The sequence below is a fragment of the Diaphorobacter aerolatus genome (genome assembly GCF_014489535.1).
Taxonomy (GTDB): domain Bacteria; phylum Pseudomonadota; class Gammaproteobacteria; order Burkholderiales; family Burkholderiaceae_C; genus Diaphorobacter_A; species Diaphorobacter_A aerolatus.
Map to the genome: position 1 here is coordinate 3863944 of NZ_CP060783.1, position 24249 is coordinate 3888192.

A 24249-nucleotide genomic window follows, 5' to 3' on the forward strand; every position below is an offset into this window, starting at 1 on the left:
CATGACTGATCCCACCCGCCCAGAGTTTCCAGGCTCCCAGGGCAGCGAACCTCCAGTACCGGATCTGTGGGGCAGCGAAAGCACCACCGGCAATCCGGCCTCCAGCGCCAACGCCTCTGCATCTGCGGCATCGGGATGGGAGCGCGGCGTGCTTGAAAAGCTGGTCTTTGCGACGATCAAGGAGCAGCGCGCGGCGCGGCGCTGGCGCAATTTCACGCGGCTGGCCTGGTTGCTGGTGATCATCACCCTGGCCGTGATTCTGTTTTCCAAGGAAAGCAGTACGGCGAGCAAGAGCACGCCGCACACGGCCGTGGTCGACATCAAGGGCGAGATCGCGGCAGGCAACGAAGCCAGCGCGGAATTCGTCGTCGCCGCGATGCGCAGCGCGTTTGAAGATACCGGTGCCCAGGCCGTGGTGCTGCTCATCAATTCGCCGGGCGGCAGCCCGGTGCAGGCCGGCATCATCAACGATGAAATCGTCCGCCTCAAGGCCAAGCACAAGAAGCCGCTCTATGCCGTCGTCGAGGAGACCTGCGCCTCGGCCGCGTACTACATCGCCGCCGCCGCCGACGAAATCTATGTGGACAAGGCCAGCATCGTCGGCAGCATCGGTGTGCTGATGGATGGCTTCGGCTTCACCGGCACGATGGAAAAGCTCGGTGTCGAACGGCGTCTCCTGACCGCGGGCGAGAACAAGGGATTCCTCGATCCGTTCAGCCCGCAGACCGAACAGCAGCGCCAGTACGCGAAGCAGATGCTCGACCAGATTCACCAGCAATTCATCACCGTCGTGAAAACGGGCCGGGGTGATCGACTGAAGGAAACGCCCGAAACCTTCTCGGGCCTGTTCTGGACCGGTGAGACAGCCGTCGCCATGGGCCTGGCCGACCAGATGGGCAGCCTCGACTACGTGGCCCGCGAGGTGGTCAAGGCCGAGGAAGTGGTGGACTACACGCGCCGCGACAACGTGGCCGAACGCCTGGTCAAGCGCTTTGGCGCGGCAATGGGCGCGGGGGCGGCAAAGTCGCTGCAATCCTCGGCATTGCAACTGCGCTGACGCGTTTTTGAAGGTTTGATACAAAAACGGCGCGGCCCTGAAAGCCGCGCCGTTTGGCGTTTTTTGAGCGGTTTTTTTACTCGCCTCAGGTACCGATGGCAAATACCGTTGGCGTGCGGTTGTCGACCGGGCAGGGCAGGTCGCGCCAATGCTGGGTTGCGCGACTCTGGATGTTGGCGTTCGCAAGCGTCAGTCCGCTGGCCATCGCGAGACGCGTACCCGGCTGCAAACCGTGCAGCAAGGCCTGCCAGATGGCGGCGTTGCGGTACGGCGTCTCGATGAACAACTGGCTCTGGCCATGTTTGATGGCAAGCGCCTCCAGGTCCTTGAGGCGCTTGCTGCGCTCGGCGGCGTCCTGCGGCAGATAGCCGACGAATGCGAAATTCTGGCCATTGAGCCCGCTGGCCGCGAGCGCGAGCAGCAACGAAACCGGGCCGACCAGCGGCACGACCCGGATGCCGAGTTCATGTGCGGCCCTGACCACGGAGCTTCCGGGATCGGCCACGGCAGGCATGCCCGCCTCGCTGACCAATCCGATGTCTTCGCCTGCGAGTGCGGCTGCGAGCAGCGGTCTGGCATCGAACTGCGCGTTGCCGCGACCACCATGGTCTCCCTTCTTGTGCACTTCGCGCGGCAGTTCCGTGATGCTTTGCTCCTGCAAGGTCCTGGCAAGCGGGTGAACCGCATCCACGCGCTTGAGATAGGCGCGCGTGCTCTTGGCGTTCTCGCAGATCCAGTGACCCAGCGCCGCAGCCTGTTTGAGCGTGCCATCGGGCAGCGCTTCGGTGAGCGGGGCCTGGCTGTCACAACCGAAGTCGAGCGGTGCGGGCACGAGATAGAGACTGCCCTTCGGAGGAGACGAGACGGCGCTCATGGCAGCATCAACCCGGCTGCGCGCAGCATCTGGCAGGTGCGGATCAGCGGCAGTCCGATGAGCGCGGTCGGGTCGTCGCTTTCAATGGCGTCGAGCAGCGAAATGCCCAGGCCCTCACTCTTGGCGCTGCCCGCGCAGTCGTAGGGTTGTTCGGCGCGCAAATAGCGTTCGATTTCGGCATCGCCCAGTTCGCGAAAGCGCACCTGCACCGGCGCGAGATCGGTCTGGCTGAAGCCAGTGTCAAGACACACGACCGAAACCGCCGTGTGAAACACCATGGACTGGCCACGCATTTGCTGCAACTGGGCTACGGCGCGTTCGTGGGTGCCCGGCTTGCCGAGTGGCTCGCCGTGCAGGTCGGCCACCTGATCCGAGCCGATGACGATGGCTCCTGGATGTTGCGCGGCCACCGCGTGCGCCTTGGCCGCGGCAAGACGCAGCGCAAGCTCGCGCGGGCTCTCGTCCGGGCGCGGCGTTTCGTCGACGTCGGGCGCTGCAACCTCGAAGGGAATGCGCAGGCGCTCCAGCAATTCGCGTCGATAGCGCGACGTGGAGCCCAAAATCAGGGTACGGGACTGGGAAGTGGATTGCTGCATGCTCCGATTCTCTTACACTGCATGCATGACTAAGGAACTCTCCCCCGATCGGCTGGACATCAAGGCCTTCGCTCAGGCTGGTGGGCACCTGTCCGGACATGATTCGCTGCTCAAATACAAGCGCCTCGCCGAAGAGGCCAAGGGTCTGCATCCCGATCTGATGGTGGATTGGGTGGTAGACGGTGAAATCCGCACCGTTGCCGGCCTCGGGTCGCAGGTCTGGCTGCATCTGAAGGTGCACGCGACCGTGCCCATGCAATGCCAGCGTTGCCTCGGGCCTGTGGATGTGCCGCTCGACATCGACCGCGACTTCCGTTTCGTGGCCGACGAAGCAACCGCCGAGGCGCTGGACGATGAATGCGAGGAAGACCTGTTGGTGCTGAGCCGCGAGTTCAACCTGCGCCAGTTGATCGAGGACGAATTGCTGCTGGAGTTGCCCGTCGTGCCGCGCCACGATGAATGCCCGTCGCCGGTTGCCATGCAATCCACCGACGAGGATTTCGAGGAGGCCAACACCCAAAAGACCAACCCGTTCGCCGCGCTCGCGGGCCTGCGCAAGGACGAGGGCCCCAAGCACTGACAAGAGCGAAGCGCGAGCCGCTTTTGAAGTTGGCGCACGCAAATCGGTTGGATCGCATTTGCAATTGGGCTATAATCAGCGGTTTCGCGCGAAACCCACACGTGTCTTTAATGGGCTGATCGCGTTTTCTTACCAACCCTTTTCAGACCGTAGGAGCCATCATGGCTGTTCAGCAAAACAAGAAGTCCCCCTCCAAGCGCGGCATGCACCGTTCGCACAACGCCCTGACAGTTCCGGGTGTTGCAGTGGAGCCCACCACTGGTGAAACACATCTGCGTCACCACATCAGCCCCAACGGTTTCTACCGTGGTCGCCAGGTGCTGAAGAACAAGTCCGAAGCCTGATCTTCGAGGCTTTCAGCATTTCAAGGCCCGCTGCTACAAGCCGGTAGCGCGGGCTTTTGTCGTTTTGGTTCTCCGTATTTTTTTGTTCGTGCGGTTTTCACCGCCTGACCATCCGCCTAAATGATCAAACTGGCTGTCGACTGCATGGGGGGCGACCATGGCCCGAGCGTCACGTTGCCCGCGTGTCGTCAATTTCTCGAACATCACCCTGACGCCCATCTTCTTCTGGTAGGGCAGGAGGCCAGCCTGCGTGACTTCAGGCACGAGCGCGTCACCGTAGTCCCAGCCACCGAAGTGGTGAGCATGGAGGACTCGGTTGAAACCGCCTTGCGTCGCAAAAAGGACTCGTCGATGCGCGTGGCGATCCAGCAGGTCAAGGACGGTGCGGCCCAGGTCGCCATTTCCGCCGGCAATACCGGTGCATTGATGGCGATCGCGCGCTATTTGCTCAAGACGCTCGACGGCATCGACCGTCCCGCCATCGCCACCCAGATGCCCAATGAAAAAGGCGGCGCCACGACGGTGCTCGATCTGGGCGCGAACGTGGACTGCACGGCGGATCACCTGTTGCAGTTCGCGGTGATGGGCTCGGCCCTGGTCTCGGTGCTGCAGGACTGTGAGCAGCCCAAGGTCGGTCTTCTCAATATCGGAGAAGAGGTCATCAAGGGCAGCGAAGTCATCAAGCAGACCGGCGAGCTGCTGCGCGAGGCGGGCGCGCGTGGCGACCTGAACTTCTACGGCAATGTGGAAGGCAATGACATTTTCAAGGGCGTCGTGGACATCGTGGTCTGCGACGGTTTTGTCGGCAACGTGGCGCTCAAGGCAACCGAGGGAGTTGCGTCGATGATCGTGGGCGGCCTCAAGAGCGAGTTCAAGCGCAATATCTTCACCAAGCTGGCTGCGCTCGTGGCCTATCCGGTGCTGTCGGCGCTGATGAAGCGCATGGACCACCGCCGCTACAACGGCGCTGCGCTGCTTGGTTTGCGCGGGCTGGTGTTCAAGAGCCATGGCTCCGCCGATGCGCTCGCCTTCGAGCATGCGCTCAACCGCGCGTATGATGCAGCTCGCAACAACCTGCTTGACCGTGTGCGCACCCAGGTCGCCCATGCGGCCCCCTTGCTCGCGGCTGGCGCGGCATCCGTTTAGTTAGTTCGATTCACAAGTCGGCCACATATTAATGAGACGCTATTCACGTATTACAGGCACGGGCAGCTATCTGCCACCGCGCCGTGTGACCAATGATGACTTCGTGGCCCAGTTGGCCGAACAAGGCATCGAAACCTCCGATCAATGGATCGTCGAGCGCACCGGCATCCGCGCACGCCATTTCGCCGAACGCGACGTGGCCAGCAGCGACCTGGCTCTGGAAGCCTCGCGCAAGGCCCTCGAAGCCGCGGGCATTACCGCCGAGGACATCGATCTCATCATCGTGGCGACCTCCACGCCGGACATGGTGTTCCCGTCCACCGCCGCCATCCTGCAGGGCAAGCTCGGTGTGCATGGCTGTCCGGCGTTCGACGTGCAGGCGGTGTGCAGTGGTTTCGTCTACGCGTTGACCGTGGCCGACTCGATGTTGAAGTCGGGCGTCGCGACGCGTGCGCTGGTCATCGGCGCGGAAGTCTTCAGCCGCATTCTGGATTACAAGGACCGCACGACCTGCGTGCTGTTCGGCGACGGCGCGGGCGCGGTGGTGCTTGAGGCCTCTGACGAGCCCGGCATTCTTGCCTGCGACCTGCATGCCGATGGCCGCCATGTGGACATTCTGTGTGTGCCCGGCAACGTCTACGGCGGCGAAATTCTCGGCGACCCGCTGCTCAAGATGGATGGTCAGGCGGTGTTCAAGCTCGCCGTGGGGGTGCTGGAAAAAGCGGCGCGCACCACGCTCGAGAAGGCCGGACTGACCGAGGCCGATATCGACTGGCTGATCCCGCACCAGGCCAATATCCGCATCATGCAGAGCACGGCGCGCAAGCTCAAGCTGTCGATGGACAAGGTCATCGTGACCGTCGATCAGCATGGCAATACCTCGGCTGCCTCGATTCCACTGGCGCTCGATCACGGCGTGCGCAATGGTCAGATCAAGCCGGGCCAGACCCTGTTGCTCGAAGGCGTGGGCGGCGGCTTTGCCTGGGGTGCCGTGCTGCTCAAGATTTGATGCATTGAAAAAATCCGCGCTCGCCGATTTCAAGGCGCGGCAGCGGCCAAATGAAATTGCATAACGACAAAAATACCGATTCAAAATGTCCAAAACCTTTGCATTCGTATTCCCGGCCAGGGCTCGCAGTCGGTCGGCATGCTCGACGGTTGGGGTGACAACGCCGTTGTGGCCGAGACCCTGCGTGAGGCGTCCGACGCGCTTGGCGAAGATGTCGCCAAACTGATCCACGAAGGTCCGAAGGAAGCACTTGCGCTCACCACGAACACGCAGCCGGTGATGCTGGTGGCAGGCGTGGCCGCGTGGCGCGTGTGGCGTGCGGAAGGCGGCGCGTTGCCCGTGGCCGTTGCGGGGCACTCGCTGGGTGAGTATTCGGCGCTGGTCGCATCGGGCGTGCTGACGCTTGCCCAGGCCGCGCCGCTGGTGCGCCTGCGTGCCGCTGCCATGCAGGAGGCTGTACCGGTGGGCACGGGTGCCATGGCCGCAATTCTGGGTCTCGATTCGGACAAGGTGATTGCCGGTTGCGCAGAAGCGACCGCCAGCTTTGGCGTGGGCTCCGGCGAAGTCGTCGAGGCCGTGAATTTCAATGACCCCGCACAGACCGTGATCGCCGGAACCAAGGCCGGTGTTGACAAGGCCTGCGAGCTGCTCAAGGCGGCGGGTGCCAAGCGCGCCCTGCCGCTGCCGGTGTCGGCACCGTTCCATTCGAGCCTCATGAAGCCAGCCGCAGAGAAACTGCGCGCGGCGCTGGCCGCGACCGAACTGGCTGCTCCGCAGATTCCCGTGGTCAACAACGTGGATGTGGCGGTGCAGACCGATCCGGAAAAGATCCGTGACGCGCTTTATCGTCAGGCCTTTGGTGCCGTGCGTTGGGTGGAGTGTGTGCAGGCACTCAAGGCGCGCGGCGTTTCGCATATCATCGAATGTGGTCCGGGCAAGGTGCTGGCGGGGCTGACCCGGCGCATCGACGCCGATCTGGTCGGCGCTTCCATCTATGATCCGGCCACTCTGGCTGAAACCAAAGAATTGCTGGCATGAGCGAAACCACAAACACTACGGCGCAGGTAGCGCTGGTCACCGGCGCAACGCGCGGCATTGGCGCCGCGATTGCGGCTGAACTCGCCGAACGCGGCTATCGCGTGATCGGCACCGCCACATCCGATGATGGCGCGGCGCGAATTGATGAAGCGCTCGCTGCCAAGGGCGGCAAGGGCGTGAAGCTGAACGTGACGGACGGCGCCGCCGTCGATGCGTTGATCGACAGCCTCGTCAAGGAATGGGTGGTCTGCATGTCCTGGTGAATAACGCGGGCATCACCCGCGACACGCTGGCCATGCGCATGAAGGACGACGATTGGGACGCGGTCATCGACACCAATCTGAAGGCCGTATTCCGTGTAAGCCGTGCGGCTATTCGCCCGATGATGAAGCAGCGCTTCGGCCGCATCATCAGCATCACGAGTGTGGTGGGCGCGTCGGGCAATCCGGGCCAGGCCAACTACGCTGCGGCCAAGGCCGGTGTGGCGGGCATGACGCGTGCGCTGGCTCGCGAGCTTGGCAGTCGCGGCATCACCGTGAACTGCGTGGCGCCGGGATTCATTGCGACAGACATGACGGCAGGTTTGCCCGATGAGCAGAAGGCTGCTCTGAAGGCACAGATTGCCATGGGTGACCTGGGCCAGCCGAGCGACATCGCTCATGCTGTGGCCTATCTCGCCTCCAAGGGTGCAGGCTATGTGACGGGGCAGGAATTGCACGTCAATGGCGGCATGTACATGTAGTACAAACAGTTGGTGCCGGTTGGTCCGTACGGCTGGCTGTTAGGGCGATTGTCCGAAACAGTTAAAATCGCGGATTCATTCACAACCCCCTGAGGGAAACCATGAGCGATATCGAAGCACGTGTCAAGAAAATCATTGCCGAACAACTCGGTGTGGAAGAGTCCCAAGTAACCAACGAAAAGGCCTTCGTGGCTGACCTGGGCGCTGACTCCCTGGACACGGTCGAACTGGTGATGGCTCTGGAAGATGAGTTCGGCATCGAGATTCCTGACGAAGACGCAGAGAAGATCACGACGGTGCAGAACGCCATCGACTACGCCAACACCCACCAAAAGGCCTGATAAGGTTTTTTGTAGATCAGCAGAAAGTTTGCACGCATGAGCCGTCGTCGCGTTGTCGTGACCGGTCTGGGTTGTATCTCTCCTGTAGGCAATACAGTGAGCGAGGCCTGGGCCAACCTCCTTGCCGGTCAGTCCGGCATTGATCTCATCACCAAGTTCGACGCGTCGAATTTCTCCTGCAAGATTGCGGGTGAGGTCAAAGGGTTTGATGTGGAAAAGTACATGAGCGCGAAAGACGCGCGCACCATGGACTCCTTCATCCACTTCGGCATCGCGGCTGCGGAGCAGGCTGTCATCGATTCGGGCCTGCCCTTGGGCGAAGCCCTGTCCGACGACCTGGCCACACGCATCGGTTGCGTGATCGGCTCCGGCATTGGTGGACTTCCGCTGATCGAAAATACCCACGCAGAATTGGCTGCGCGCGGCCCGCGCCGTGTGACGCCGTTCTTCGTTCCCGCTTCCATCATCAACATGGTGGCGGGCATGTGTCCATGCGATTCGGGTTCAAGGGCCCCAATCTGTCGGTGGTGACGGCCTGTACGACGGGCCTGCATTGCATCGGCGAGGCAGGGCGCATGATTGAATATGGCGATGCCGATGTGGTGGTCGCAGGTGGTACGGAGTCCACGGTGTCTCCGCTGGGCGTGGGCGGTTTTGCCGCGATGCGCGCCCTGTCCACCCGCAATGACGACCCCAAGACGGCGTCGCGCCCCTGGGACAAGGACCGCGATGGTTTTGTTCTGGGTGAAGGTGCGGGCATGATGGTGCTCGAAGAGTACGAACATGCCAAGGCGCGCGGTGCCAAGATCTACGCCGAATTGGCGGGATATGGCATGAGCGCGGACGCCGGTCACATGACCGCGCCCAACATGGACGGCCCGCGTCGCGCAATGCTCAACGCGATGCGCAATGCGGGTGTCAATGCCGATCAGGTCGATTACCTGAATGCGCATGGCACGTCCACGCCGCTGGGCGATCTCAACGAAACCAATGCCATCAAGGCGGCCATGGGCGACCATGCCAAAAAGATGGTGGTCAGTTCCACGAAGTCGATGACCGGTCACCTTCTGGGTGGCGCCGGCGGCATCGAGAGCGTGTTCACCGTGCTGGCGCTGCGTGACCAGAAGGTTCCGCCAACGATCAACATCTTCGAGCAGGATCCCGAGTGCGATCTCGACTACTGTGCGAACGTCGCGCGTGACCTGAAGATCGACATCGCGGTGAAGAACAACTTCGGCTTCGGCGGCACGAACGGCACCCTGGTGTTCAAGCGCGTCTGATGACGCGTACCCTCGGGAGGTGAACGTGCCGATTCTGCGTGTTCACTTTCGCGCGGAGTACATGTTTCCATGAGCGACGGGCACATCCATCGCGCCGACCGGCACGCGCCGGCGCTGCGCTTTGCTTTGCACCGCCCGGCACGACTGGGCTGGATTCTCGGTGTTCTGTCGTTGCTGCAACTGGCGCTGCTTTGGTGGTGGGCCCTGAGTGGCCAACCTGAACAGCTGGTACTCAAACTGTGGGTGGCGTGCGTTTTGTGGCTGCTCGCGACCGGATGCGCTGCACACTGTTGGTGGCATGCCTGCCGGGGATCCATCCGCTGGGATGGATTGCAGTGGGAATGGCAAACGCCTTCCGGCAAGACCATGCTGCTCGAAAAGCCTGCGGTACGGCTGGATTTCCAGTCGATCCTGCTGGTGCAGGCGCGGCAGTGCGGCTCTTCGCGCAGCGTCCATCTATGGCTGGAGCAGCGGGACGACCCGCTGCATTGGCTGGCCTTGCGGCGTGCGGTATATTCGCGCGCCCTCGGCGAACTTTCGACCTCCTGACCAGGGTGGCCAGACCTAGAACGATGCCAGAATCACTCTGCGCGACAACGACCTGTACATGACCCCATCCCAAACCGAGAAGGCTCCCGAAACCAACAGCGATTTGCAGCTGGTGGAGCGCACGCTTGCGGGCGACCAGCGGGCCTTCGAGATGCTGGTGGTGAAGTACCAGCGCCGCATCGAGCGCCTGATCGGCCGCATGGTGCGCGACGTGGACCTGATCCCGGATATCGCCCAGGAAACCTTTCTGCGGGCCTATCGTGCGCTGCACCAATTTCGCGGCGATGCGCAGTTCTACACCTGGCTGTACCGCATCGCGGTGAACACCGCCAAGAAGTCACTGGTCGATCTCAAGCGCAATCCGCTCATTACCGAAACGGCTTTGCGATCAAATGATGATGAAGATGAAACTTCTGGCAATCCTTTTGAACTAACTACGGACGAGACCCCCGAAACCGTACTGGCTGCTCAGGAAATTGCAGCAGCAGTGAACGCCGCCATGGAGGCATTGCCTGAAGATTTGCGTCAGGCAGTGACGTTGCGGGAAATCGAGGGCTTGAGTTACGAGGAAATTGCCGAGGCCATGAGTTGCCCGATCGGCACGGTGCGTTCCCGGATCTTCCGGGCGCGCGAAGCGATTTCGGCGCGTGTGCGGCCGCTTCTGGACAAGCAGTCGGGCAAGCGTTGGTAGGCATATCTGAACAAACAATGCAGTGAATGCGGGTGACACCATGAATGGCGATGTAGTGATGCGTGAGCAGTTATCGGCGATGGTCGATGGCGAGCTTGTGAGCGCGCAATGCGCTCAGGTGGTTGCGTATACGGAATCGGACGAGGGCCGTGCCGCGTGGCACGCGTTCCATCTTGTCGGCGACGTGTTGCGTTCCTCCGAGCTGGCACGTCCACCAAGCTGCGATCTGGTGTCGCGCCTGCGGGCGCAACTGGCCGAGGAATCCAGCGCGAAGCCGTTGCAGCGCGGCGAAACCAGCCAAATCGCTGCCGTCGTTCAGGAGCCGGTGGCTCGTCCTGCGGCCCAATCGGCGGTGCCCCTCGTCGTCGATCAACCCGTGCACGCGGCCAACAACGAAGTCTTCCGCTGGAAGATGGTCGCCGGTTTCGCGTCGCTCGCGGCGGTGGCCACCATCGGCTGGAATGCCTATTCGAGCCTGGGGGCCACGCAGCCGGGCGTTCAGGGCAGCATGCAATTGGCCGCGGCGCCGGTCGCTGTACCAGGTCAGAATATGGCCCAGGCCAACACCACTCAACTTGCAATGAGCCTGCCGGAGCAGGGCACTCCCGGCCAAGCCCCGGTAATGATCCGTGATCCGCGTCTCGATGAGTTGCTGGCGGCTCACAAGCAGTACGGCAGCACCTCCGCGTTGCAGATGCCGGCCGGATTCCTGCGCAACGCAACCTTCGAGGCTCCTGCGCGCTGATCGATGGATTTCGGGCTTTGAAGCGGTATGGTTGAGCGGCTGATTTGTCAGATGGCGCGCTGGCGCCGCGCGGTACGGCTATCCGCACGAAGACTCTGTGTCGCATGGCTGGTTGCCGGTATTCCGCTGTGCGCCTCAGCAGCCAGTGTGGTTCAGGAATCATCTGCCTGTGAACCGCCCGACATGTCCAGAGCGCAGCTTGAGCAGCTCGATGTGGCCGGATGGCTCGAGCGCATGCGCCAGGCCACGGAGCTTCATACCTACAGCGGCAAATTCATGGTGACGTCCTCGTCCCGCATCATGAGCCATTCTCGGATCTGGCATGTGTGTTCGGGTCAGCGCCAGATCGAACGGCTTGAGGCCTTGAATGGCACGCCGCGCATCGTGTATCGCCAAAACGCCGAGGTGCGGACATTCCTGCCGCATGAGGGAGTGGTGCGCATCGAGTCGCGCGAAATGCCGCGCAGGTTCGTGCGAGTCAAAGGCATCGGCAATGAGTCCCTCGTCGCCCACTATGTGGCGCAGTTGTCCAAAAGCGAGCGCGTGGCGGGCAGGGAGGCCGATCTGCTCCAGGTGCGTCCGCGCGATGCCTCGCGATTCGGATATCGCATATGGCTTGATCGCTCCAGCGGTCTAGTGTTGAAGTGGCAGACCGTCGCGCCCAGTGGCCGCGTGCTGGAAGAGGCCGCGTTCTCCGAGATCGATATGGGCGCACCGCTGAGCGGTTCGCAGATCGAGGCGATGATGAATGACGTGATGGGTTATCGCGTGATCAGGCAGGCGCGCACGCCGACCACGCTGGAACGCAATGGCTGGTCCCTGCCTATTCCTGTGAAAGGCTTCGTGTTGCTGGGCTGCGCCGAAAAACAAAAGCAACAATCGAAGGACGCGGCTCAGGCGAGCCTCGAATCGCAATCGACACCAGAGGCCCGGCCGCTCAAGCCGGCGGGCGTGCAATGCGTTTATTCCGATGGCCTGGCCAGCATCTCCGTGTTTCTCGAACCGTTCAGCGCAGAGCGTCACACCTATGGCGCGCAGGCGCTGCGCCTGGGCGCGACGCATACGCTGTCGGGACGTGTTGCCGGTGACGGCTGGGTCACGATGGTCGGGGAAGTGCCGCTCACCACGCTGCGCGATTTCGCTTCGGCTATAAAGCAGATGCCCTAGGTGCTGGACTCGGCCCGGAGTTGAGCGCATGCCGACCGGGACGAAATTCATCGGGCCGCGGAACCAATTGGCGCATTGTCCTTCACAGGGTAAGCGGCTCATTTGCTAAATTTGAAAAGATACCTTGAGAGGTTCAGATGTTGAGGATTGATCAGAAAACATTACACGGCTATGCGCTTGCTGTCGCCACCGCAATGACGCTGGGCATCGCGATGGTGCCTGCGCAACCGGCGCTCGCGCAGCCTGCGGCGGCGGCGCGTGGACTGCCCGACTTCACCGACCTGGTGGATCAGGTCGGGCCGGCCGTGGTGAACATTCGCACGACGGAGCGCGTCACACCGGGCGAATCCGCCACCGGCATGGACGAGGAGATGCGCGAGTTCTTCAAGCGTTTCGGCGTGCCGATTCCCAATATCCCCAAGCAGCAATCACCCCAACGCCGCAACCAGCAGCCCGAGGAGCAGCCGCGCGGCGTGGGCTCGGGCTTCATCCTGAGCAGCGACGGCTTCGTGATGACCAATGCGCACGTGGTGGATGGCGCCGACGAGGTGATCGTCACGCTGACGGACAAGCGTGAATTCAAGGCCAAGATCATCGGCGCGGACAAGCGCTCCGACGTGGCCGTCGTGAAGATCGATGCCACCGGCCTACCTGCGGTGAAGATGGGCGACGTGAACCGCCTGAAAGTCGGTGAATGGGTGATCGCCATCGGCTCGCCGTTCGGACTCGACAACACCGTGACTGCGGGCATCGTGAGCGCCAAGCAGCGCGACACCGGCGACTATTTGCCGCTGATCCAGACCGATGTGGCGGTGAACCCCGGCAACTCCGGTGGACCGCTCATCAACATGCGCGGCGAAGTGGTGGGCATCAACAGCCAGATCTATTCGCGCTCGGGAGGCTTCATGGGCATCTCGTTTGCGATTCCAATCGACGAGGCGATCCGCGTGAGCGATCAATTGCGGGCCAGCGGCCGCGTGACGCGTGGTCGCATCGGCGTGCAGATCGAGCAGGTCTCCAAGGACGTTGCGGAATCGCTAGGCATGGCCAAAGCCCAGGGCGCGCTGGTGCGTGGCGTGGAAGTGGGCTCGCCTGCCGAGAAGGCCGGCATTGAGGCGGGTGACGTGATCACCAAATTCGATGGCAAGGCCGTGGAGAAGACCGTTGATCTGCCGCGCCTCGTGGGCAATACCAAGCCCGGCACGAAGGCCAATGTCACGGTGTTCCGTCGTGGTCAGACGCGCGAATTCCCGATCACGATTGCAGAGATCGATCCGGATGAGAAGGCCGCCGCAAGCAAGAATGCACCGGGCGCCGTCAAGCCCAAGGCCTCGGCGGCTGCCGAGCAACTCGGGCTGATCGTGGCGGAACTCACCGACGCGCAGCGCAAGGAACTCAAGCTCAAGGGTGGAGTGCGCGTGACCGAGGTGACCGAAGCCGCGGCGCGTGCCGGTCTGCGCGAGGGCGACGTGATTCTGAGTGTCGCGAATACCGAGGTTCACAGCGTCAAGGAGTTCGATGCGGTAATCGCCAAGGCCGACAAGAGCAAGCCGATCAACGTGCTGTACCGGCGCGGGGAGTGGGCGCAATATGCGTTGATTCGTCCCTCGCGTTGAGGAGTGTTCAACACCCTTGCAATGCGGAAAATCAGGTCTTTAAGCCCTCTCCCGGGTCCGGGAGCGGGGCTTTTGGCAAGTAGCGGGACCGGAAACCGATCCGGTTTCGGGGTTTTTTGCGGTTTCCACCACTCGGGTGTGCAACTTTCCTTCTGCAATTTTCTATAGAATGGCGGCGGTTCTACAATCAATATGGGTATAAAAAATTAACTTTCCCTCATGATGTGGGATATGTCCAATTGATGCACAAGCAGTCCACAGATCACACACAAGTTGTTCAGGAAGTTCGTGCTAGAATTGTTGATAACCTGTGAATAAATATCCCGTTGCAATGCGGCAACGGCCCTTCTCTGCGCTGGGATGGGCTTCCGGAACAGGCCTTTTTGCCTACAATGAAGCTCCAACTATCGCAGTTGCCAAAGATTGTTGGTTTAGGGCGCGTCGCTTTTTGACGCGCCCTTTTTTCTTGTGCGCGTCTTTGCAATTCAAACACTTGTCGTTTTCCGTTGATGAATCACATCAGAAATTTTTCGATCATTGCCCACATCGACCACGGCAAGTCCACGCTCGCTGACCGTCTCATTCAACGTTGCGGAGGTCTTGCAGATCGTGAGATGGAAGCCCAGGTTCTGGACTCGATGGACATCGAGAAAGAGCGTGGGATAACCATCAAGGCGCAGACCGCCGCGCTTCAATACAAGGCGCAGGACGGCACGGTCTACAACCTCAATCTGATCGACACGCCCGGCCACGTCGACTTCTCGTATGAAGTGTCGCGTTCGCTGTCCGCATGCGAAGGCGCGCTGCTGGTGGTCGATGCATCGCAAGGCGTGGAAGCTCAGACGGTCGCGAATTGCTACACGGCGCTCGATCTCGGTGTGGAAGTGCTGCCGGTGCTCAACAAGATGGATCTGCCGAATGCCGATCCGGAGAACGCCAAGGCCGAGGTCGAGGATGTGATCGGCATCGACGCGACCGACGCGATTCCATGCTCGGCCAAGACCGGCATGGGCATCGACGAGATCCTCGAAGCGGTGGTGGCCAAGATTCCCGCGCCCAAGGGCGATCCTGCGGGCCCGCTGCGCGCGATGATCATCGACAGCTGGTTCGATTCGTATGTCGGCGTCGTGATGCTGGTGCGTGTGGTTGACGGCGAACTGAAAAAGGGCGAACGCTTCAAGATGATGGCGACCAGTGCCGCATACGAGGCCAACAGCCTGGGCGTATTCACGCCGGCAACGCTGCCGCGCGATGCGCTGCGCGCGGGCGAGGTGGGCTACATCATTGCTGGCATCAAGGAACTCAAGGCCGCGAAGGTCGGCGACACCATCACGCTCGAAAAGAAGCTGCCGAACAATCAGGGGCCAGCCAGCAAGGCGCTGCCGGGCTTCAAGGAAATTCAGCCACAGGTGTTCGCCGGTCTCTACCCGACCGAGGCGAATCAGTACGATGCGCTTCGCGATGCGCTCGAAAAACTGCAGCTCAACGATTCGTCGCTGCGCTTCGAGCCCGAAGTCTCGCAGGCGCTGGGCTTCGGTTTTCGCTGCGGTTTTCTGGGCCTTCTGCATATGGAGATCGTGCAGGAGCGGCTGGAGCGCGAATTCGATCAGGACCTGATCACCACCGCGCCAAGCGTGGTCTATGAAGTGGTCAAGGGCGACGGCGAAGTCATCCAGGTGGAAAACCCCTCGAAGATGCCGGAGCAGGGCCGGATCGAGGAAATCCGCGAACCCATCGTGACTGTGCATCTGTACATGCCGCAGGAATACGTCGGCCCGGTGATGACGCTTGCCAACCAGAAGCGCGGCGTGCAGATGAACATGGCCTACCACGGCCGTCAGGTCATGCTGACCTACGAACTGCCGCTCGGGGAGATCGTGCTCGATTTCTTCGACAAACTCAAGTCTGTGTCGCGCGGCTACGCTTCCATGGACTACGAGTTCAAGGAGTACCGCGCGTCCGACGTGGTGAAGGTCGACATTCTGCTCAATGGCGAGAAGGTCGATGCGCTGTCGATCATCGTTCACCGTTCACAGGCGACGTACCGCGGTCGCGCGGTCGCGGCCAAGATGCGCGAAATCATCAGCCGCCAGATGTTCGATGTGGCGATTCAGGCGGCCATCGGCGCGAATATCATCGCGCGAGAAACCATCAAGGCATTGCGCAAGAACGTGCTGGCAAAATGCTACGGTGGTGACATTACCCGCAAGCGCAAGCTGCTCGAAAAGCAGAAGGCCGGCAAGAAGCGCATGAAGCAGATCGGCTCGGTCGAAGTGCCGCAGGAAGCGTTCCTCGCGATTCTGCAAGTGGAAGATTGAAGAAGACAATTCAGGAAGTAGAAGGCTTTTGCCCATGCAAGTTTTGACATCTTTGATCCTCGCGGCCTTCGTTGGCTACATCGGTGCCTGGTACGTAGGCGCAATCGAGGGTAATTTCGCGCTGCTGCTCTTGCTCGCCACCATCGTGACCGGTGCTTACTGGCTGGCCGAGCGCTTCTATTTTCTGCCGCGCCGCAAGCAGGCGGCAGCGGCATTCGCGACCTCGACCCAGCAGCGCCGCGAAGAACTCGAGCGCATGGGCATCCGCCCCGACGGTGCGGACGACCTTCAGGCCGCTCAGCACAAGCTGATCATGCAGCCCTGGTGGCTCGACTGGACTGCGGGTCTGTTTCCGGTGATTCTGGTGGTGTTTCTGTTGCGCTCGTTCCTGTTCGAGCCCTTCAAGATTCCTTCGGGCTCGATGTACCCCACGCTCTGGGTCGGCGATCTGATCCTCGTGAACAAGTACACCTATGGTCTGCGCCTGCCGGTGGCCAACACCCGCATCACCGATGGCAACAAGCCCAAGGCGGGCGACGTCATCGTGTTCCGCTACCCACCGCAGCCCACCGTGGACTACATCAAGCGCGTGATCGGCACACCGGGTGACACCGTGGCCTATCTGAACAAGCGCCTGACCATCAACGGCAAGCCTGTGCCGACCACCAACCTGCCGGACTTCTTTGAAGAGGACGCGATGCGCTACTTCAGCCAGTTCCAGGAAAAGATCGGCGAGAAGCCGCACAACGTGCTGAACAACAAGGAGGCCCCAGCCTTCGTGCAGGGTGCGAGCAACTTCCAGCATCGCGATCTGTGCAACTACAGCGTTGAAGGCGTGACCTGCAAGGTCCCTGAAGGCCAGTACTTCGTGATGGGCGACAATCGCGACAATTCGCTGGATTCACGTTACTGGGGATTCGTGCCCGAAGCCAATATCGTCGGACGCGCATTCTTCATCTGGATGAATTTCGGCAACTTCAAACGTATCGGCTCATTCAACTGATCCTGACCCGACCACCTTTTCCATCAACAACATCAAATTTCACACTAGAGGGAACCCTGGACATGGCACTGCACCGCAACTCCACTCTCCGCTCGCGCCAGCGCGGGCTTTCTTTCGTGAGCCTGGTTTTCATCCTCGTGATCGCGGTTGCAATCGGGTATGTGGCGACGAAGTCGTTCCCTCTGCTCATGGAGTGGCAGGCGGTCCACAAGGCAGTGAAGAAAGCGGCCGCAGAAGGCAGCAACGTGCCTGCCGTGCGCGCAGCGTTTGACCGTGCCGCGACGATTGACGATATCCGGTCCATCTCCGGCAAGGATCTGGAAGTCACCAAGGAAAACGACAACGTCGTCGTCTTCTACGAATATTCGAGCGAAATTCCTCTTTATGGACCTGCATACCTGCTCTACCGGTTCAAGGGTTCTTCCAAGTAGTGCCATCAGTTGAACTCCAGTCACTGCAGAATCGTCTGCAGCATGCATTCAAGGACTCCGCGCTGCTGCAGCGCGCGGTCACGCATCGCAGTTTTTCCGCAGACCACAACGAGCGCCTCGAATTCCTGGGTGACTCCGTCCTGAGTCTGGCCGTCTCCACCATGCTTTATCGGCGTCTTCGGGATCTTCCCGAGGGTGATCTCTCGCGCATGCGTGCCCATCTGGTCAAGCAGGATTCACTGCATCGCATCGCCACGCAACTGAAGGTCTCCGAGGTTCTCCGTCTGGGCGAGGGCGAATCCAGGTCCGGCGGCAAGCTGCGGCCCTCGATTCTGGCCGATGCCGTGGAGGCGCTGATCGGCGCGGTGTATCTCGATTCCGACTTCGACACCGCGCAGGCCATGGTGCATCGCTTTTTCGAGGGCGTCGATCTCAGTCCCGAACAGCAGGCCGCCGCCAAGGACGCCAAGACCGCGTTGCAGGAGTGGCTGCAGGGCCGCAAAATGCACCTGCCGCAGTACCGTGTGGTGGCGACGGTCGGTGCTGCGCACAAGCAGACGTTCGACGTGGAATGTGAAATCGCCGAACTCGGTCTGATCGAACACGGAAAGGGCGCGTCGCGCCGGGCAGCCGAACAGGCTGCGGCCACAACGCTGCTCGCCACATTGAAAGCAAGACACGCATGACGAACGCCTCGAAACCTCCCGCGCCGGACACGGCAGAACCTTCCGACCATCAAAATCCGAACGTCGATCTCGACGCCATGCTGGCGGCCGCCAAGCCGGGCGCGTCGGCTTCAACACCGGTGGATGCCACAGGCCAGCGCTGTGGCCTGATCGCCATTGTCGGCAAGCCCAACGTCGGCAAGTCCACGCTGATGAACGCGCTCGTGGGCCAGAAGGTGTCGATCACCTCGCGCAAGGCGCAGACCACGCGCCACCGCATCACCGGCATCCGCACCAAGGACGGCACTCAGTTCGTGTTCGTGGACACGCCCGGTTTCCAGACGCGCCACAGCACCGCCTTGAACAAATCGCTCAACAAGACCGTGATGGGAGCGATTGGCGACGTGGATCTCATCCTGTTCGTCGTCGAAGCCGGCAGCTTCACGCTGGCCGACGCCAAGGTGCTGAGCCTGTTCAAGCCCGGTATTCCCACGCTGCTGGTCGCGAACAAGCTCGACACGGTGCACCGCCGCGCCGAAATCGCGCCGTGGCTGCGCGACATGCAGGAGCGTCATCCATTCGCGGAATTCGTGCCGATGTCGGCCAAGAACAAGGGCGACATCGAGCGGCTGTTCGGCATTGTCGGGAAATACCTTCCCGAGCAGCCCTGGTGGTATGCCGAGGACGAGCTGACCGATCGCAGCGAAAAATTCCTCGCGTCCGAGACCGTGCGCGAAAAGCTGTTCCGTTTCACCGGCGACGAGCTGCCCTATACCTCTACCGTCGTGGTCGACAAGTTCGAGGAAGAAAAGAGCAAGCAGCACAAGCGCTTCATCAAGATTGCGGTAACCATCGTGGTCGAGCGTGACGGCCACAAGGCCATGGTGATCGGCGACAAGGGCGAGCGCCTCAAACGCATCAGCACCGAAGCGCGCCAGGAGCTTGAAAAGCTCATGGATGCCAAGGTGTTCCTGGAGGTCTGGGTGAAGGTGCGCTCCGGCTGGGCCGACGACGAGGCACGTGTGCGCTCGTTCGGTTACGAGTGATCTGTTCGCGGGGCCGCGCCATTGTGGTGGTTGCGGCTCGCCTCATCTGACATGGCCACCAAGCGCATCAGCGATGAACCAGCGTTCATCCTCCATCAATACGACTGGAGCGAGTCGAGCCTGATTCTGGAGGTGTTCACGCGCCACCATGGCCGGGTGGCATTGGTGGCCAAGGGCGCGAAGAAGCCGACCTCGAATTTCCGCTCCGTGCTGCTGGCCCTGCAACCGCTGCGCGTGACCTATAGCGTCTCCGGCGAAGGGCACGGAGACATCCACGCGCTGCGGGGAGCGGAGTGGGCAGGTGGTCACGTCATGCCGTCGGGCGACGCGCTGCTCTCGGGCCTCTACCTCAACGAACTGTTGATGCGATTGCTCGCGCGCGAGGACACGCATGCGCCGCTCTTCGATACCTACGCCGGGGTCGTGCGGGTGCTGGCCAGCGAGCATGGTGATGCGCTGGAGCCGGTACTGCGCAGCTTCGAGCTGGTGTTGTTGCGCGAGATCGGCCTGTTGCCAGATCTGCATGTCGAAACCAATACGCTCACCGCGCTCGATGCCGAGCGGCGCTACACACTGGTTGCCGAGGGCGGCCTGCGTGCGGCTGCGGCTGGGGATCGCGCGACGCTCACCGGATCACACTGGCAGAGCCTGCATGCCGCGCTCGGTGGCGAGGACCGTTATCTGGCGACCTTTCGGACGCTCGTCGGCGATGGCGCGCAACTCGCAAGCGACCTTAAGCCGCAACTGCGCGCGCTTGTGCAATACCATTGCGGAAGCCCGATGCTGCGTACCCGCCAACTCATGATGGATCTGCAATCGTTATGACGACCCAAACCTCCCCACGAACTGCCCTGTCGGTCAACGTCAACAAGGTTGCCCTGGTGCGCAACACCCGCCATCTGGGCATTCCCAGCGTGACGCGCGCCTCGCAACTGTGTCTCGAGGCGGGAGCGCAGGGCATCACGATTCACCCGCGGCCCGATGAGCGCCATATCCGCGCAAGCGACGTGTATGAACTCGCAGAGCTTCTGAAACGCTGGCCGGATGCGGAGTTCAACATCGAGGGCAACCCGACGCAGAACCTGATGGAGTTCATCCGCCGCACGCGCCCGAATCAGGCGACGTTCGTGCCCGACAGCGAGGATCAGTTCACCAGTGACCATGGCTGGACGTTTCCGCAGGATGCCGAGCGCCTGAAGCCCCTGATCGACGAGTGTCGATCACTCGGTGTGCGCGTGAGCCTGTTCATGGATGCGATCCCCGGGCAGATGGCGGCGGCGAAGGCCGTCGGTGCTGATCGTGTGGAGCTGTATACCGAACCCTATGCCGCAAGCTGGGCCACAGCGGACAAGGAAACGCAGCTGGAGATCTATGCCGCCGCCGCGCAGGCGGCGCTCGATGCGGGTCTTGGCGTCAATGCCGGGCATGATCTGAATCGCGACAACCTTCCCGATTTCGTGGCGCGTGTGCCAGGGCTGCTCGAAGTCTCGATTGGCCACGCGCTGATCGCCGATGCGCTCGAACTGGGCTACGCCGAAGCCGTGCGCGCCTATCAACGCAGCATCGATGCCGGCATGGCGGGCAAGCGATGATCTACGGAATCGGCACTGACATCTGCGACGTGCGGCGCATCCGCGCGAGCCTCGAGCGCAACGGCGACCGGTTTGCCGAGAAGGTGCTCTCACCGGGCGAGCTCACCACCTGGCGCGCGCGTTCCGCACGTTGGCCGGAGCGCGGCATTCGTTATCTGGCCACACGCTTCTCCGCCAAGGAAGCATTCAGCAAGGCGATTGGCCTCGGCATGCGCATGCCGATGACCTGGCGAAACTGCGAGATCGCCAAGCTGCCCAGCGGCCAGCCGGTCATCGTGCTGCATGGTGAACTCAAGACCTGGTTCGAGGCCAAGGGGCTGAAAGCGCTCATTACCGTCACGGACGAAACCGACTACGCCGCGAGCTTTTGCGTGGTGGAACACGAAGACGCGCCGCGTGCGTCGTCGCGCGCTCAGCGCGAACCTCAAGATTGACCGAACAACAGACCGCCATGAAGAACGCAAACACCAACGGACCGGCCCCACACGCGCCCCTGATCATCGACGTCGCAGGCAAGGCGCTCACCGACGTGGACCGCAGGCGCCTTGCGCATCCGCTGGTCGGCGGCATGATTCTTTTCACGCGCAACTGGGAGACTCGCGATCAACTGCTGCAACTGTGCGCCGACATCAAGACCGTGCGCCCGGACCTGTTGATCTGCGTGGATCACGAAGGTGGTCGTGTACAGCGCTTCAAAACGGATGGGTTCACCCATATCCCGTCCATGCGCGCGCTGGGCGAGTTGTGGATGAACGATGGCAGCGGCAGCAAGTACCGCGAAGGCTCGGGAGCCATGCGAGCGATGGATGCGGCGACTGCGTCGGGCTACGTGCTCGGCAGCGAGCTGCGCTCCTGCGGCGTGGATTTCAGCTTCACGCCCGTGCTCGATCTCGATTGGGGCGAGAGCGGCGTGATCGGTGATCGCAGCTTCCATCGCGACCCACGCGTGGTGGCAAGCCTGGCGCGCAGCCTCATGCACGGCCTGCTGCAATCCGGCATGGCCAATTGCGGCAAGCATTTTCCTGGCCACGGTTTTGTGAAGGCCGATTCGCACATCGAAATTCCCGTCGATGCGCGCGGTCTCAAGGCGATTCTTGCCGACGACGCAGCGCCGTATCCGTGGCTGTCCACCGTGCTTACGGCCGTGATGCCTGCCCATGTCATCTATCCAAAAGTCGATGCCCGTCCCGCAGGCTTTTCGCAGAAATGGCTTCAGGACATTCTGCGGGGCCAGATGCGCTTTGACGGCGCGATCTTCAGCGATGACCTGAGCATGGAGGCTGCCCGGCGCATCGACGGTGCTGTCCTGAGCTATTGCGATGCCGCATGCGCGGCGCTCAATGCCGGCTGCGATCTTGCGCTTCTGTGCAATCAGAGCGTGGGAGACGGAGCGATCGTCGACGAGTTTCTCGACGACATGGACAAGGCGCTCGATTCCGGAAAATGGCGCCCTGAAGAAAACAGCGAGGCGCGCCGCGTTGCCCTGTTGCCCGAGACGCTGCCCCGGCCCTGGGACGAATTGATGGTGCAGCCCGCCTACATGCATGCGCTGGATCTGTTGCCTTAAGCGCCACCTCAGCATCGCGACATAGATTGCCTGCAGGACTTGCGGGCGCGTTCCGCAGATTCACAAGAACAAGGAACACCATGAGTCTCAAAGACAAGCTGCGCAACGCGGCACAGATCACGCGTCAGGCGTTCGCGCTGGCGCGACCGTATTTCGTGTCGGAAGAAAAAGTGCGCGCGTGGGGTCTGCTCGTTGCCATCATCGCGCTCAATCTGGGTGCGGTCTTCATGCTGGTGCAGTTCAACGAATGGAACCGCGTGTTCTACGACGCGTTGCAGGAAAAGCAGGCAGACGTGTTCTGGCGGCAGCTCGCCAAATTCTCCTGGCTCGCGGCGATCTACATCGTCATCGCGGTCTACAAGTTCTACCTCACGCAATTGCTGCAACTGAACTGGCGCAAGTGGCTCACGCAGCAGATGCTCACCCGCTGGCTTGCGGCCAAGGCTTTCTACCGGCTGGAGTTGGGGCGACTGGACGGCAGCAACGTGCCGGACAACCCGGACCAGCGCATTCAGGAAGACCTGAACCTGTTCACCACTTACACCGTATCGCTCGCGATGGGGCTGCTCAACGCACTGGTCACCTTCGTGAGCTTTGTCGGGATTCTCTGGGGACTGAGCGGTGTGATGGACGTGCATGTGCCGCAGGCGCTCGGTGGCGGCACCTGGGAGATCGCGGGCTTCATGGTGTGGATGGCGGTGCTGTACTGCATCATCGGCACGATCATCACGTTCTGGGTGGGTGCTCCGCAGGTGCTGCTCAACAACCGCCAGCAGCGGTTCGAGGCCAATTTCCGGCGCTACATGATTCGCGTGCGCGAACACGCCGAAGCGATTGCGCTCGACGGCGGCGAACGCGTGGAAGGCGGGCGCCTGACGGAGCGCCTGGGTGACGTGCTCGGGAACTATCTGGCGCTGATCCGCAAGCAGAAGAGCCTGATCTGGTTCACCACTTTTTTCGCTCAGGCCGCAGTGGTGTTTCCGTTCCTGATCGCCGCGCCGCGCTTTTTCAGCGGCGCGATCCAGCTCGGTCAGCTCATGCAGATCGCGTCGGCGTTCGGCCAGGTATCGGATTCGCTGAGCTGGATCGTGAACAACTACCAGGACATTGCCGCATGGCGTGCAACCACGCAGCGTCTGGCCGGTTTCGACGAAAGCCTCGCGCAGCAGAGCGCGCATCGCACGGACGGAGCGCGACTGGAAAACGCGGATCATCTTGAGACCGAAGGGCTTCAGGTGGCGCTGCCGCGCGGCGAGGTGATTCTCTCGAACGCCGCATTGAAAATCAACGCCCGTGAACGCGTGCTCATCAGCGGCGCATCGGGCAGCGGCAAGTCCACGCTGATGCGCGTGTTCGCAGGGATATGGCCGTTCGCGAAGGGCCGCATCGAGCGTCCGCAGGATGCGATGTTCATTCCTCAGCGTCCGTATTTTCCTGATGGTTCGTTGCGCGAAGCGCTGGCGTACCCGGAGCCCGCGTCGCGCTACGGCGACGAGCAATTGGTGCAGGCGCTGGAGCAGGCCAGCCTGCCCAGGCTCGTGGCACGCATGGACGAAAAGAACGTCTGGAATGCCGTGCTCTCGGGTGGCGAGCAGCAGCGGCTTGCGATAGCCCGCGTGCTGCTCAAGCGTCCGGCCTGGGTCTTTGCCGATGAGGCGACCAGTGCGCTCGACGGGCCGACCGAGGCGCATGTCTATGATCAACTGGCGCAACTGGTGCAGGAGCGCGACGGAGCGCTGATCTCCATCGCGCACCGCGACAGCGTGCAGAGGTTTCACAACCGCAACTGGAAACTCGACCCGCAGAGCCAAAGCATCGCCGAGCAACCGGGTCAGGCCGTGGGATGATGGTG

At 61.8% G+C, this 24249-nt stretch carries 23 protein-coding genes and 3 pseudogenes; 24 read left to right on the top strand and 2 right to left on the bottom strand.

The window, feature by feature from the left end:
* The first annotated feature begins 1 nt into the window (after position 1).
* Positions 2-1057 (top strand): S49 family peptidase, encoded by a 1056-nt coding sequence (locus H9K75_RS17940; protein WP_187723647.1) that lies wholly within the window; start codon positions 2-4, stop codon positions 1055-1057.
* A gap of 85 nt (positions 1058-1142) precedes the next feature.
* Here the strand turns inward: H9K75_RS17940 and H9K75_RS17945 are convergent, their stop codons facing one another.
* On the bottom strand, positions 1143-1931 hold the full coding sequence (locus H9K75_RS17945) for an SAM-dependent methyltransferase (RefSeq protein WP_187723648.1): 789 nt from the start codon (positions 1929-1931) through the stop codon (positions 1143-1145).
* Positions 1928-2527, bottom strand: a complete 600-nt coding sequence (locus H9K75_RS17950) for a Maf family nucleotide pyrophosphatase (protein ID WP_187723649.1) — start codon at positions 2525-2527, stop codon at positions 1928-1930. Before H9K75_RS17950 ends, H9K75_RS17945 begins: the two co-directional genes overlap by 4 nt.
* 25 nt (positions 2528-2552) lie before the next feature.
* Between H9K75_RS17950 and H9K75_RS17955 the strand changes: the two genes are divergently transcribed.
* From H9K75_RS17955 to H9K75_RS18065, 23 genes and pseudogenes are all read left to right on the top strand, one after another.
* On the top strand, positions 2553-3107 hold the full coding sequence (locus H9K75_RS17955) for a YceD family protein (protein WP_187723650.1): 555 nt from the start codon (positions 2553-2555) through the stop codon (positions 3105-3107).
* Between the two features lie 161 nt (positions 3108-3268).
* Positions 3269-3451 (top strand): 50S ribosomal protein L32, encoded by a 183-nt coding sequence (rpmF, locus tag H9K75_RS17960; RefSeq protein ID WP_187723651.1) that lies wholly within the window; start codon positions 3269-3271, stop codon positions 3449-3451.
* Positions 3452-3571: 120 nt separating this feature from the next.
* The gene (plsX, locus tag H9K75_RS17965; RefSeq protein WP_187723652.1) at positions 3572-4597 is read left to right on the top strand and encodes a phosphate acyltransferase PlsX; all 1026 of its coding nucleotides are present in this window, start codon (positions 3572-3574) and stop codon (positions 4595-4597) included.
* A gap of 31 nt (positions 4598-4628) precedes the next feature.
* Entirely contained in the window at positions 4629-5606 is a 978-nt protein-coding gene (locus H9K75_RS17970; protein ID WP_187723653.1) for a beta-ketoacyl-ACP synthase III, read from the top strand.
* A gap of 85 nt (positions 5607-5691) precedes the next feature.
* Positions 5692-6644, top strand: a pseudogene (gene fabD / locus H9K75_RS17975) (ACP S-malonyltransferase).
* A pseudogene (fabG, locus tag H9K75_RS17980) lies at positions 6641-7386 on the top strand (3-oxoacyl-ACP reductase FabG). Before fabD ends, fabG begins: the two co-directional pseudogenes overlap by 4 nt.
* A 101-nt stretch (positions 7387-7487) precedes the next feature.
* Positions 7488-7727 (top strand): acyl carrier protein, encoded by a 240-nt coding sequence (gene acpP, locus H9K75_RS17985; protein WP_003058049.1) that lies wholly within the window; start codon positions 7488-7490, stop codon positions 7725-7727.
* 36 nt (positions 7728-7763) lie between these two features.
* Positions 7764-9007, top strand: a pseudogene (fabF, locus tag H9K75_RS17990) (beta-ketoacyl-ACP synthase II).
* A 69-nt stretch (positions 9008-9076) separates the two neighbouring features.
* Positions 9077-9556: a hypothetical protein gene (locus H9K75_RS17995; protein WP_187723655.1), complete on the top strand. Its 480-nt coding sequence runs from the start codon at positions 9077-9079 to the stop codon at positions 9554-9556.
* A 58-nt stretch (positions 9557-9614) separates the two neighbouring features.
* Positions 9615-10247, top strand: coding sequence for an RNA polymerase sigma factor RpoE (gene rpoE / locus H9K75_RS18000; RefSeq protein ID WP_187723656.1), 633 nt, complete (start codon positions 9615-9617; stop codon positions 10245-10247).
* A gap of 40 nt (positions 10248-10287) precedes the next feature.
* Complete coding sequence (locus tag H9K75_RS18005) at positions 10288-10992, top strand: sigma-E factor negative regulatory protein (protein ID WP_187723657.1); 705 nt, start codon at positions 10288-10290, stop codon at positions 10990-10992.
* A 183-nt stretch (positions 10993-11175) separates the two neighbouring features.
* A complete protein-coding gene (locus H9K75_RS18010) occupies positions 11176-12159 on the top strand; it encodes a MucB/RseB C-terminal domain-containing protein (protein ID WP_187723658.1) in 984 nt (327 codons plus the stop codon).
* 194 nt (positions 12160-12353) lie between these two features.
* Positions 12354-13775 (top strand): DegQ family serine endoprotease, encoded by a 1422-nt coding sequence (locus H9K75_RS18015; protein WP_226858299.1) that lies wholly within the window; start codon positions 12354-12356, stop codon positions 13773-13775.
* 509 nt (positions 13776-14284) lie between these two features.
* Entirely contained in the window at positions 14285-16093 is a 1809-nt protein-coding gene (lepA, locus tag H9K75_RS18020; protein ID WP_187723660.1) for a translation elongation factor 4, read from the top strand.
* Positions 16094-16127: 34 nt separating this feature from the next.
* Positions 16128-17096, top strand: coding sequence for a signal peptidase I (lepB, locus tag H9K75_RS18025; RefSeq protein WP_187723661.1), 969 nt, complete (start codon positions 16128-16130; stop codon positions 17094-17096).
* A gap of 62 nt (positions 17097-17158) precedes the next feature.
* Positions 17159-17527: a DUF4845 domain-containing protein gene (locus tag H9K75_RS18030; protein WP_187723662.1), complete on the top strand. Its 369-nt coding sequence runs from the start codon at positions 17159-17161 to the stop codon at positions 17525-17527.
* Positions 17527-18213 carry a ribonuclease III gene (rnc, locus tag H9K75_RS18035; RefSeq protein WP_187723663.1) on the top strand — a complete coding sequence of 229 codons (687 nt, stop codon included), beginning with the start codon at positions 17527-17529 and terminating at the stop codon, positions 18211-18213. Before H9K75_RS18030 ends, rnc begins: the two co-directional genes overlap by 1 nt.
* Positions 18210-19238, top strand: coding sequence for a GTPase Era (gene era / locus H9K75_RS18040; protein ID WP_187723664.1), 1029 nt, complete (start codon positions 18210-18212; stop codon positions 19236-19238). The genes rnc and era overlap by 4 nt, the downstream gene beginning before the upstream one ends.
* Positions 19239-19289: 51 nt before the next feature.
* Positions 19290-20063: a DNA repair protein RecO gene (gene recO / locus H9K75_RS18045; protein ID WP_187723665.1), complete on the top strand. Its 774-nt coding sequence runs from the start codon at positions 19290-19292 to the stop codon at positions 20061-20063.
* Positions 20060-20830, top strand: a complete 771-nt coding sequence (locus tag H9K75_RS18050; RefSeq protein WP_187723666.1) for a pyridoxine 5'-phosphate synthase — start codon at positions 20060-20062, stop codon at positions 20828-20830. Before recO ends, H9K75_RS18050 begins: the two co-directional genes overlap by 4 nt.
* The gene (acpS, locus tag H9K75_RS18055) at positions 20827-21264 is read left to right on the top strand and encodes a holo-ACP synthase (RefSeq protein WP_187723667.1); all 438 of its coding nucleotides are present in this window, start codon (positions 20827-20829) and stop codon (positions 21262-21264) included. The genes H9K75_RS18050 and acpS overlap by 4 nt, the downstream gene beginning before the upstream one ends.
* Positions 21265-21281: 17 nt before the next feature.
* A complete protein-coding gene (gene nagZ, locus H9K75_RS18060) occupies positions 21282-22397 on the top strand; it encodes a beta-N-acetylhexosaminidase (protein ID WP_187723668.1) in 1116 nt (371 codons plus the stop codon).
* A gap of 80 nt (positions 22398-22477) precedes the next feature.
* Complete coding sequence (locus H9K75_RS18065) at positions 22478-24244, top strand: ABC transporter ATP-binding protein/permease (RefSeq protein ID WP_187723669.1); 1767 nt, start codon at positions 22478-22480, stop codon at positions 24242-24244.
* Positions 24245-24249: the final 5 nt, after the last annotated feature.

What these genes read in the sequence shown, in the direction of transcription:
- H9K75_RS18065 (WP_187723669.1), top strand. Translation starts at nt 22,478, where the DNA reads ATGAGTCTCAAAGACAAGCTGCGCAACGCGGCACAGATCACGCGTCAG.
- H9K75_RS18030 (WP_187723662.1), top strand. Translation starts at nt 17,159, where the DNA reads ATGGCACTGCACCGCAACTCCACTCTCCGCTCGCGCCAGCGCGGGCTT.
- H9K75_RS18050 (WP_187723666.1), top strand. Translation starts at nt 20,060, where the DNA reads ATGACGACCCAAACCTCCCCACGAACTGCCCTGTCGGTCAACGTCAAC.
- H9K75_RS17995 (WP_187723655.1), top strand. Translation starts at nt 9,077, where the DNA reads ATGAGCGACGGGCACATCCATCGCGCCGACCGGCACGCGCCGGCGCTG.
- H9K75_RS17970 (WP_187723653.1), top strand. Translation starts at nt 4,629, where the DNA reads ATGAGACGCTATTCACGTATTACAGGCACGGGCAGCTATCTGCCACCG.
- acpS (WP_187723667.1), top strand. Translation starts at nt 20,827, where the DNA reads ATGATCTACGGAATCGGCACTGACATCTGCGACGTGCGGCGCATCCGC.
- plsX (WP_187723652.1), top strand. Translation starts at nt 3,572, where the DNA reads ATGATCAAACTGGCTGTCGACTGCATGGGGGGCGACCATGGCCCGAGC.
- H9K75_RS18015 (WP_226858299.1), top strand. Translation starts at nt 12,354, where the DNA reads ATGACGCTGGGCATCGCGATGGTGCCTGCGCAACCGGCGCTCGCGCAG.
- lepA (WP_187723660.1), top strand. Translation starts at nt 14,285, where the DNA reads ATGAATCACATCAGAAATTTTTCGATCATTGCCCACATCGACCACGGC.
- rpoE (WP_187723656.1), top strand. Translation starts at nt 9,615, where the DNA reads ATGACCCCATCCCAAACCGAGAAGGCTCCCGAAACCAACAGCGATTTG.
- H9K75_RS17945 (WP_187723648.1), bottom strand. Translation starts at nt 1,931, where the DNA reads ATGAGCGCCGTCTCGTCTCCTCCGAAGGGCAGTCTCTATCTCGTGCCC.
- H9K75_RS18005 (WP_187723657.1), top strand. Translation starts at nt 10,288, where the DNA reads ATGAATGGCGATGTAGTGATGCGTGAGCAGTTATCGGCGATGGTCGAT.
- lepB (WP_187723661.1), top strand. Translation starts at nt 16,128, where the DNA reads ATGCAAGTTTTGACATCTTTGATCCTCGCGGCCTTCGTTGGCTACATC.
- H9K75_RS17955 (WP_187723650.1), top strand. Translation starts at nt 2,553, where the DNA reads ATGACTAAGGAACTCTCCCCCGATCGGCTGGACATCAAGGCCTTCGCT.
- H9K75_RS17940 (WP_187723647.1), top strand. Translation starts at nt 2, where the DNA reads ATGACTGATCCCACCCGCCCAGAGTTTCCAGGCTCCCAGGGCAGCGAA.
- rpmF (WP_187723651.1), top strand. Translation starts at nt 3,269, where the DNA reads ATGGCTGTTCAGCAAAACAAGAAGTCCCCCTCCAAGCGCGGCATGCAC.
- nagZ (WP_187723668.1), top strand. Translation starts at nt 21,282, where the DNA reads ATGAAGAACGCAAACACCAACGGACCGGCCCCACACGCGCCCCTGATC.
- acpP (WP_003058049.1), top strand. Translation starts at nt 7,488, where the DNA reads ATGAGCGATATCGAAGCACGTGTCAAGAAAATCATTGCCGAACAACTC.
- H9K75_RS18010 (WP_187723658.1), top strand. Translation starts at nt 11,176, where the DNA reads ATGTCCAGAGCGCAGCTTGAGCAGCTCGATGTGGCCGGATGGCTCGAG.
- era (WP_187723664.1), top strand. Translation starts at nt 18,210, where the DNA reads ATGACGAACGCCTCGAAACCTCCCGCGCCGGACACGGCAGAACCTTCC.
- H9K75_RS17950 (WP_187723649.1), bottom strand. Translation starts at nt 2,527, where the DNA reads ATGCAGCAATCCACTTCCCAGTCCCGTACCCTGATTTTGGGCTCCACG.
- recO (WP_187723665.1), top strand. Translation starts at nt 19,290, where the DNA reads ATGGCCACCAAGCGCATCAGCGATGAACCAGCGTTCATCCTCCATCAA.